Here is an 8,472-nt window from a genome sequence, read left to right on the forward strand (position 1 = left end):
TGTTTGGAAACAAACAGAATGCTATCGCTGCATAGTTGAACAGTGATGTTCAGCAGTGTTCAGCGTAAATGTATCAGTATCCCTGTCGTTCGGAAGGCCAGCTGCCTGTCTGAGCGACCAGCGGAGTCTCCTTCAGACCTTGGCCCAACTTAATCTCATTAAGTATTGTTACTTAATCGTGTTATCTTGGGTTAAGGTCAAACCTTGAGAGGCATGACCTCGAAACCATGGCCCGTTCTTCCAGACTCCTCTCTCACAGTTCTACCCGTTGGAAGGCGACCCAGTGGAAGCCCAGACCACTGCCTCCCTTGGAGAATGCACCTCCTTCTCCGAAGCGGGAGGAAGAGACAGGGGATCCAGTTGCGTCAGAGCCACCCCTTGCCCTGGGGAAGCCCGATTTGGCGAGGAAGGTGAAGGGTGGAGCTAGGGGGGCAGCAGTTGCTGGCAGCGGGAGCTATGAAGCGCTGCAGCTGTGGCTGGTGCTGGTTACCTTGGGGGTAAGTCTGGCCATTGCCGTGGGAGTGGCCCTGGTTTACTCTCTGGGGGTAGCTGCCAACTACTTGCTGGGGGCGGTTGTTGGCGTGGTTTATCTGCGCATGCTGGGCCGCGGCGTAGCGGAGCTGGGCAAAAGCCGCAACCGTTTGGGGGTGACGCGTTTGGCTCTGTTTGTCGGGCTGATCGTTTTAGCCACTCAGGTGAAGTCTTTACAGATATTGCCCATTTTCCTGGGGTTCATGACCTACAAGGTCACCCTGCTCATTCATCTTGTCCAGACCTTGACCCGTTCATCTTCTTCTGTGTGATGCCCATGAACCTGTCCTTCTCCTCTCCTCCTCTTTTGGCAGAACTCGAGGTCGGCCATCACCTTTACTGGCACCTGGGCAAATTCACGGTTCACGGGCAGGTTTTGATCGCCAGCTGGATCGCCATTGCCCTGATCTTGACGGTGGTTATCTTGGGCACCCGTCAACTGCAGCGGGAGCCGGCTGGTCTGCAAAACTTTGTCGAGTATGCCCTGGAATTTGTGCAGAGCATTGCCCGTGCCCAGATTGGCGAGAAAAACTTCCGGCCCTGGGTACCCTATGTCGGCACCTTGTTCCTGTTCATCTTCGTCTCCAACTGGATGGGCAACCTCTTCCCCTGGAAGTTAATTCCCCTGCCGGAAGGGGAGCTGGCCTCTCCCACCAACGACATCAACACCACTGCTGGCTTGGCGCTGCTCACCAGCATCATGTATTTCGTGGCCGGCATCAGCAAGCGGGGGCTGTCTTACTTCAAAAAATACATTGAGCCTACCCCGATTCTGCTGCCCATCAATGTTTTGGAAGATTTCACCAAGCCCCTTTCCCTGAGTTTCCGTCTGTTCGGCAACATCCTGGCCGAAGAGCTGGTGATAGCGGTGTTGGTGTTGCTGGTGCCTCTGTTTATCCCAGTGCCGGTGATGATTTTGTTTCTGTTTACGGGGGCAATTCAGGCTTTGATCTTCTCAACCCTCTCGGCAGCTTACATTGGAGAGGCGCTGGAAGGTCATGGAGGAGGGGATCACCACGATTGAGCCCGCTGTTTGGCCGATCACCTTGGCCTTTTCACGGAGGATCATCTCAAGTGGGCCAGCGCAAGGGATCCCTTCTTTTGGTAAGGTTTGTTGGGGCTGACAGATTGGTTCTGAAAGCCGCCGACAAGGGAGTGATTTGAGGCTGTAGTGTATCAGACCCGATCACCTCTGAAGCTCAAGAGACGTTGTTGTTGTGTCAATCACCAAGGAGCATCTCACTATGGATCCGTTAACCTCTGCTGCTTCTGTTCTGGCTGCTGCTCTGGCCATTGGTCTGGGATCCCTGGGCCCTGGGATCGGTCAAGGGAACGCTGCTGCTGCTGCGATGGAAGGGGTGGCCCGCCAACCTGAGGCGGAAGACAAGATCCGCGGCAACCTGCTGGTTAGCCTGGCCTTCATGGAAGCTCTGACCATCTACGGCTTGGTGGTGGCTTTGGTGCTTTTGTTTGCCAACCCCTTCGCCTAGTGTCCTACGGGGGCGGGCCGCAGCGATGGCTGAGGTGAACCACATCCGCCCCCCAACCCGGCCTGACGGTAGACCTAAGTTTCTGTTGGGGTCATAACACCCATGCTCTTCCAAACTCTATTGGCTGTTGAAGCGGCTGAAAAAGGTGGTCTTTTCGATCTGGATGCCACCCTGCCCGTGATTGCCATTCAGTTTTTGCTGTTGGTGGCAGTGCTCAACTCCCTCTTCTATGAGCCGGTTACGCGGGCTATCGACAGCCGCAGCGACTACATCCGCACCACTCAAGCGGAAGCCCAAGAGCGGTTGGACAAGGCGGTGTCGTTGACCCGACAGTATGAGTCTGAGATCAGCCAGGCCCGCTTGCAAGCCCAGCAGGTGATCGCTGAGGCAGAGGCTGCAGCTGCTCGCATTCGTTCCGAGAAACTGGCTGCTGTGCAGGCAGAGATCCAGCAGAAGCTGGAGGCGGCGCGGCTACAGGTCGAGCAAGAGAAGCAGGCAGCCCTCGAACAGCTGCAGCAGCAGGTGGATGCCATTGCCGCCCAGATTACCCAGAAACTGTTGGGCAGTGCTCGTTAGATCGCTGGTTGGAAGTACTTTTGGAGGAGCTTGCGATGCCTGTGTGGAGTTGGGTGGCCGGTTGGATCTTGGCTGTGGCCGAGACCACGGAGCTACTCCCAGAAGCCAAGGCAGGAGAGGGGGATCTCTTGGCCAAGATTCTCGAGAGCAACCTGATCAACATCGCCATCATTCTCACCTTGCTGTTTATCTTGGGTCGCAAAGTGGTGGGAGAAGCCCTGGCCAAGCGGCGGGAGGGGATCCTAGAAGAACTGCGGCAGGCGGAGCAGCGCAAACAGGAAGCCATCGAGAAGCTGGCGGATCAGCAGCAAAAGCTGGCCCAGGCTCAGCAGGAGGCTGAACGTATCCGCAAGCAGGCGGAAGCCAACGCCGAAGCCCGTCGGCAAGAGTTGTTGGAGCAGGCGGAGCGGGAAGTGGAGCGGCTGCGGGCCAATGCCGAGAAAGAGTTGTCTAGCGAGCAGGAGCGGGTTTTTCAGGAGTTGCGTCGGCAGATCGTTCGCCAAGCCTTGAGCAAGGTGGAGCAGGAGCTGCCGCAGCACCTCAACGAAGAGACCCACCGCAGCCTGATCGAGAAAGGGATCCAAATGATTGCCCGCTAACTCTCAAGGAGGAGAAAGGTATGATCAGCAGCACAATGGCTGAGAAGGTGGTGGATCCCTATGCCGAGGCTCTCATTGCTCTTGGGTCAGGCCAGGGATTGCTGGACACTTTTGCCGCCGATATGCGCTTTATTGCCGAGGTTTTGCGGGCTACGCCGGAGCTGGGCCAGTTTCTCGCCAACCCGGTGATCAAGGCCGAGGCCAAAAAGAACCTGCTGCAGCAAGTATTTGCCGATCAGATCCACCCTCTGCTGCTGAATGCGCTGAAGTTGTTGACCGACCGCCGCCGTATCATGTTTCTCGGGACTGTTTGCCGGCGCTTTTTGGATCTGCAGCGGAAGCTCCAGAACATCGTCCTGGCCGAGGTGACGACGGCGATACCCTTGACGGAAGCTCAGCAGCAGTCAATTCGCGAGCGGGTGATGGACTTCACCCAGGCCAGCGGTGTGGAGTTGCAAGCCACTCAGGATCCGGAGCTGCTGGGAGGGGTGGTCATCAAGATTGGATCCCAGGTGATCGACCTCAGCTTGCGTGGACAGTTGCGCCGGCTTGCCTTGCAGTTGGCCTAAGTTGGTTTTTGAGGATCCCTTCCCATTACTTGAGAGGACTGCTATGCCTACCATTCGCCCAGACGAGATTAGCACCATCATCAAACAGCAGATTGAGCAGTACAACCAGGAGATGCAGGTCTCCAATGTGGGGACAGTTCTGCAGGTGGGGGATGGCATTGCCCGCATCTACGGTTTGGATAAGGTGATGGCCAGCGAGCTGCTGGAATTTGAGGATGGCACCACCGGTATTGCCCTCAACCTGGAAGAAGACAACATCGGTGCCGTGCTGATCGGCTCCGGGCGAAATATCCAGGAGGGATCCACCGTCAAATCTACGGGCAAAATCGCCAGCATCCCCGTGGGGGAAGCCCTCTTGGGCCGCGTGGTGGATCCCTTATGCAACCCCATTGACGGCAAAGGCCCGATCCAGTGTACGGAGTCTCGCCTGATCGAATCGCCAGCGCCTGGCATTGTCGATCGCCGCTCTGTGTACGAGCCCCTGCAAACCGGCATTACCGCCATCGATGCCCTGATTCCCATCGGGCGGGGGCAGCGGGAACTGATCATCGGCGACCGCCAAACCGGCAAGACCACCGTTGCTGTGGACACAATCCTGAACCAGAAAGGGCAGGATGTGATCTGCATTTACGTAGCCATTGGCCAGAAGCAGAGCACCATCGCCCAAGTGGTGGGCATCCTGACCGAGCGAGGGGCCATGGACTACAGCATTGTGGTGGCTGCCGGCGCCGATAGTCCAGCTCCGTTGCAGTGGCTGGCCCCCTATTGTGGTGCCACCATTGCCGAATACTTCATGTACCAGGGCAAACACACCCTGGTGGTCTATGACGATCTCTCCAAGCAGGCGGTGGCCTATCGGCAAATGTCACTGCTGCTGCGCCGTCCACCCGGTCGAGAAGCCTATCCTGGGGATGTGTTCTACCTGCACTCGCGGCTATTGGAGCGAGCCGCCAAGCTGAGCAGCCAACTGGGAGAGGGATCCATGACGGCGCTGCCGATTGTGGAAACCCAGGCCAACGACGTATCGGCCTACATTCCCACCAATGTTATCTCCATCACCGATGGGCAGATCTTCTTGGAATCGGATCTGTTCAACGCTGGCATCCGCCCGGCCATCAACGTCGGGATTTCCGTCAGCCGCGTCGGCTCTGCGGCTCAGACCAAGGCGATGAAAAAGGTGGCTGGCTCCATCAAGGTGGAACTGGCCCAATTTCGGGATCTGGAAGCCTTTGCCCAATTTGCCTCTGACCTGGATGAGGCCACCCAAAAGCAACTGGCCCGCGGCCAACGGCTGCAGGAGTTGCTGAAGCAGCCACAGTACTCTCCCCTGTCTCTGGATCAGCAGGTGGCCATTATCTATGCGGGGACGCGAGGCTATTTGGATGACATTCCGGTGGAGAAGGTCTCCAGCTTCAAGCAGGGCCTCTTGGCTTACCTGGGCACCACCCATCCCAAGTACGGCGAGATCGTCCTCTCCACCAAGCAACTCACCGACGAGGCAGAAGAAATCTTGAAAACGGCCATCACAGAGTTCAAGCAGAGCTTCGTGGCAAAGGCGGCCTAGGGTGACGCGGATCTCTCCTGGCCCGGATCCCTGTCGACCACCAAAATAGAGGGAGTAGGTTATGGCAAACCTCAAGCGCATCCGCGATCGCATCAAGGCGGTGAAAAACACCCGCAAAATTACCGAGGCCATGCGGCTGGTGGCAGCAGCTCGGGTGCGGCGCGCCCAAGAGCAAGTGATGGCCACCCGTCCCTTTGCCGACCGACTGGCCCAGGTTTTCTATCGGCTGCAAACTCGGCTGCGGCTGGAAGATGTCAACTTGCCTCTGCTGAAGCAGCGCCCCATCCAGACGGTGGGGCTGTTGGTGGTGGCCGGGGATCGGGGCTTGTGCGGAGCCTACAACGCCAACGTGATTAAGCGCACCGAGGAGCGGGTTCGCGAGCTGCAGGAGACAGGGCAGCAGGTGCAGCTTTACCTGGTGGGACGCAAGGCGGTGCAGTATTTCCAGCGGCGCTCCGCTCCCATCGCCAAGACCTACGTGAATTTGTCGCAGATCCCCACGGCGGCTGAGGCTGCCCAGATTGGGGATCAGCTCCTGGCGGCCTTCTTGTCGGAGAAGGTGGACAAGGTAGAGCTGCTCTACACCCGTTTTGTCTCTTTGATCAGCTCCCGTCCGGTGGTGCAATCCCTGTTGCCCCTCGATCCGTCGCGGTTGGCCACTCAGGACGACGAAATTTTTCGTCTTTTGGTGCGGGGCGGAGAGTTTACTGTCGAGCGCAGCAAAGTCATCGCAGCGGTCTCGGCCCCACCTCAGGACATGATCTTTGAGCAGGATCCCGTGCAGATTTTGGATGCACTGCTGCCGCTGTACCTGAACAACCAGTTGCTACGGGCCTTGCAGGAGGCGGCGGCCAGCGAATTGGCGGCTCGCATGACGGCCATGAACAACGCCAGCGACAATGCCAGCGAGCTCATTCGCACGCTGGGTCTTGCCTACAACAAAGCTCGCCAGGCGGCTATTACCCAGGAGATCCTGGAGGTGGTGGCCGGAGCGGAGGCCTTGTAGGGTTCTCAAAGGAGATCCCCTGAGGAGCCGAGGTTGCGTTGCCGCGCCATCTGGGAGTTGAGCAGAACCACCGGCAAAATCCCCACTAAGACAATGGCCAAAGCCGGTGCCCCTGCCTCCGCGAGACGCTCATCGGCTGCCAAGCGGTAGGTTTGCACCGCCAAGGTGTCGAAGTTGAAGGGCCGCAGCACCATCGTGGCCGGCAGCTCCTTCATCACATCCACAAATACCAGCAGCATGGCCCCCAAGATGCCACCGCTCATCAAGGGCAAATGCACCCGCCAGAGGGTACCCAGGGATCCCTGCCCCAGGCTGCGGGCTGCCTCATCCAAACTGGGGGGAATGCGCAGCAGCGTGGCCTCAACGGTGGCCAAAGCCACGGCCAAAAACCGCACCAGGTAGCCGAACACCAAAGCCGTGAGGGTGCCACTGATCACCAGGCCGGGTGGCTGTTGCAGCACCACCTGCCGCAGGTAGCTCAGCAGTTGATCCAACCACCCTAGGGGAATCAGAACCCCCACTGCAATCACCACCCCAGGCAGCGCATAGCCCAGAGAAGACAACTGCACTGCCAGCCGCAGGCCCCACGGGGATCCCGCCCGTCCTAGCCCCTGCATGCGCAGCCCGTACAGCACCACCACCGACACGGAAACAGCAATGACGGCCGTGATGGTCGATAGCAGAAAGCTGTTCTGGGCGTAGCTCCAAAAGCGGCGACCCAGCTCCCCCTGGCGCAGGGTCATATTGAGCAGAATCAAGGCCGGCACGACGAAGCCCAGCCCAATCGGGATCCCACAGGCTAGCCAAGCCCCCACCGCCCGGATCCCTTGTAGGCGGTAACGGGTTGAGGTGGGTTTGAACCCTTGGCGATAGTAGCGCGCCCGTCGGCGGGAGAATTGCTCCACCGCCATCAGCAGCAGCACCAGCAGCAACAGCAGAGCGGAAAGCTGAGCCGCCGCCACCGGATTGCCCAGAGCCGTCCAAGTGCGGTAGATGCCGGTTGTAAAGGTATCTACCCCGAAATAGCTGACCGTACCGAAATCGTTGAGGGTCTCCATCAAGGCCAGCAGACAGCCGGCCACAATGCCCGGTCGAGCTAACGGCAACGCCACTTTACGAAAGCTGGCCCAAGGCCCATAACCCAGGGAGCGACTCACCTCCAAACAGGCTACCGACTGTTCCTGAAAGGCCAACCGGGCCGAGAGATAAACATAGGGATAGAGGGTGAGGATCAGCAGCAGGATTGCCCCCCACAACGAGCGAATGTTGGGGAACCAGTAGTCGCCGATCCCCCAACCCGTAATCCGCCGCAGCCAGATCTGGAAACCGCCGGTCACCTGCAAAAAATCGGTGTAAGCATAGGCCAACACATAGGTGGGAGCCGCCAGGGGCAACACCAGCATCCATTCCAGCCAGGCCCGCCCCCAAAACTGACACATGGTCACCAGCCAGGCGGTGCCACTGCCCACCAGGATGACCCCCACCGCCACCCCTGCCATCATCACCAGGCTATTGCGCACATAGAGCCCCAAGACGGTGTCGGCCAAGTGTTCCCAAACCTGCCGCTCGTCGGCAAAAAGGCTGAGCAGCACCGTCAGAGTGGGAATCAAAAGTAAGCCCGTCAATGCCAAGGTCAGCAGCGTCCAACTGCTGAGCCAGCGCGGCCAACCCCCCTTGAGAGGATGGTCAAGGCTTTTACCCAGATTCAGCCAAGTCAACTTTTCCATCAACTACAAAAGTGCTCCCCACCGCTGACGCGAATGAAACCTGCAGGATCTCGCAAAGACTTTTTCTTTACCATTTCCCAATTGTCAGCTAGAAGGCACAGGAGCCCTCCCCTTTGCCTACAGTGCAAGGACCGGGAGGAATTCGGAGTCATAATGAGTCATAATATAACCTAACTATGACCCAAGTCCTGACCATTTCCTGCAAGCTCAAGGTGTCTGAGTCGCAAGCCGCAAAGTTGGACGCGACCTTGGATGCTTTCGGCCACGCCTTGAACTGGGTCAACCAAAACAAACCCGAGAAGGTCGCCAACGCCGTCAAACTTCAATCTCTGGGCTACCACCAAATCCGTGCCCGGTTCGGCTTGTCCAGTAATTTGGCTCAACAGGTCTGCAGACAGACAGCGTCTGCC

Annotated in this window: 9 protein-coding genes and 1 pseudogene; 9 read left to right on the forward strand and 1 reads right to left on the reverse strand. The window is 58.2% G+C overall.

What is annotated here, in order from left to right; translation table 11 throughout:
• The first annotated feature begins 398 nt into the window (after positions 1-398).
• From NW870_RS12635 to NW870_RS12670, 8 genes are all read left to right on the forward strand, one after another.
• Positions 399-803, forward strand: a complete 405-nt coding sequence (locus tag NW870_RS12635; RefSeq protein WP_238376806.1) for a hypothetical protein — start codon at positions 399-401, stop codon at positions 801-803.
• A 5-nt stretch (positions 804-808) separates the two neighbouring features.
• On the forward strand, positions 809-1,555 hold the full coding sequence (atpB, locus tag NW870_RS12640; protein WP_414330483.1) for a F0F1 ATP synthase subunit A: 747 nt from the start codon (positions 809-811) through the stop codon (positions 1,553-1,555).
• Positions 1,556-1,775: 220 nt separating this feature from the next.
• The gene (gene atpE / locus NW870_RS12645) at positions 1,776-2,021 is read left to right on the forward strand and encodes an ATP synthase F0 subunit C (protein ID WP_235280127.1); all 246 of its coding nucleotides are present in this window, start codon (positions 1,776-1,778) and stop codon (positions 2,019-2,021) included.
• Between the two features lie 102 nt (positions 2,022-2,123).
• Complete coding sequence (locus NW870_RS12650) at positions 2,124-2,597, forward strand: F0F1 ATP synthase subunit B' (protein WP_414375590.1); 474 nt, start codon at positions 2,124-2,126, stop codon at positions 2,595-2,597.
• Between the two features lie 35 nt (positions 2,598-2,632).
• Positions 2,633-3,196 carry a F0F1 ATP synthase subunit B gene (locus NW870_RS12655; protein ID WP_414357036.1) on the forward strand — a complete coding sequence of 188 codons (564 nt, stop codon included), beginning with the start codon at positions 2,633-2,635 and terminating at the stop codon, positions 3,194-3,196.
• A 20-nt stretch (positions 3,197-3,216) separates the two neighbouring features.
• Positions 3,217-3,765: an ATP synthase F1 subunit delta gene (atpH, locus tag NW870_RS12660; RefSeq protein WP_011434219.1), complete on the forward strand. Its 549-nt coding sequence runs from the start codon at positions 3,217-3,219 to the stop codon at positions 3,763-3,765.
• A gap of 43 nt (positions 3,766-3,808) precedes the next feature.
• Positions 3,809-5,329 carry a F0F1 ATP synthase subunit alpha gene (gene atpA, locus NW870_RS12665; RefSeq protein ID WP_414375592.1) on the forward strand — a complete coding sequence of 507 codons (1,521 nt, stop codon included), beginning with the start codon at positions 3,809-3,811 and terminating at the stop codon, positions 5,327-5,329.
• A gap of 61 nt (positions 5,330-5,390) precedes the next feature.
• Entirely contained in the window at positions 5,391-6,335 is a 945-nt protein-coding gene (locus tag NW870_RS12670) for a F0F1 ATP synthase subunit gamma (RefSeq protein WP_011434217.1), read from the forward strand.
• 5 nt (positions 6,336-6,340) lie between these two features.
• Here NW870_RS12670 and NW870_RS12675 read toward each other — a convergent pair whose 3' ends face one another.
• Positions 6,341-8,062 (reverse strand): ABC transporter permease, encoded by a 1,722-nt coding sequence (locus NW870_RS12675; RefSeq protein ID WP_414375596.1) that lies wholly within the window; start codon positions 8,060-8,062, stop codon positions 6,341-6,343.
• A 176-nt stretch (positions 8,063-8,238) separates the two neighbouring features.
• On the opposite strand from NW870_RS12675, the pseudogene NW870_RS12680 reads away from it, so the two are divergent.
• A pseudogene (locus NW870_RS12680) lies at positions 8,239-8,472 on the forward strand (RNA-guided endonuclease TnpB family protein); the annotation flags it as partial.

Origin of the sequence: Synechococcus sp. R50.1, assembly GCF_047462115.1 — a bacterium.
GTDB lineage: Bacteria > Cyanobacteriota > Cyanobacteriia > Thermostichales > Thermostichaceae > Thermostichus.

Bases quoted from the DNA above. Each gene is read 5' to 3' on its own strand.
- atpB (WP_414330483.1), top strand. From the start codon at position 809: ATGAACCTGTCCTTCTCCTCTCCTCCTCTTTTGGCAGAACTCGAGGTC.
- atpE (WP_235280127.1), top strand. From the start codon at position 1,776: ATGGATCCGTTAACCTCTGCTGCTTCTGTTCTGGCTGCTGCTCTGGCC.
- NW870_RS12650 (WP_414375590.1), top strand. From the start codon at position 2,124: ATGCTCTTCCAAACTCTATTGGCTGTTGAAGCGGCTGAAAAAGGTGGT.
- NW870_RS12655 (WP_414357036.1), top strand. From the start codon at position 2,633: ATGCCTGTGTGGAGTTGGGTGGCCGGTTGGATCTTGGCTGTGGCCGAG.
- atpH (WP_011434219.1), top strand. From the start codon at position 3,217: ATGATCAGCAGCACAATGGCTGAGAAGGTGGTGGATCCCTATGCCGAG.
- atpA (WP_414375592.1), top strand. From the start codon at position 3,809: ATGCCTACCATTCGCCCAGACGAGATTAGCACCATCATCAAACAGCAG.
- NW870_RS12670 (WP_011434217.1), top strand. From the start codon at position 5,391: ATGGCAAACCTCAAGCGCATCCGCGATCGCATCAAGGCGGTGAAAAAC.
- NW870_RS12675 (WP_414375596.1), bottom strand. From the start codon at position 8,062: ATGGAAAAGTTGACTTGGCTGAATCTGGGTAAAAGCCTTGACCATCCT.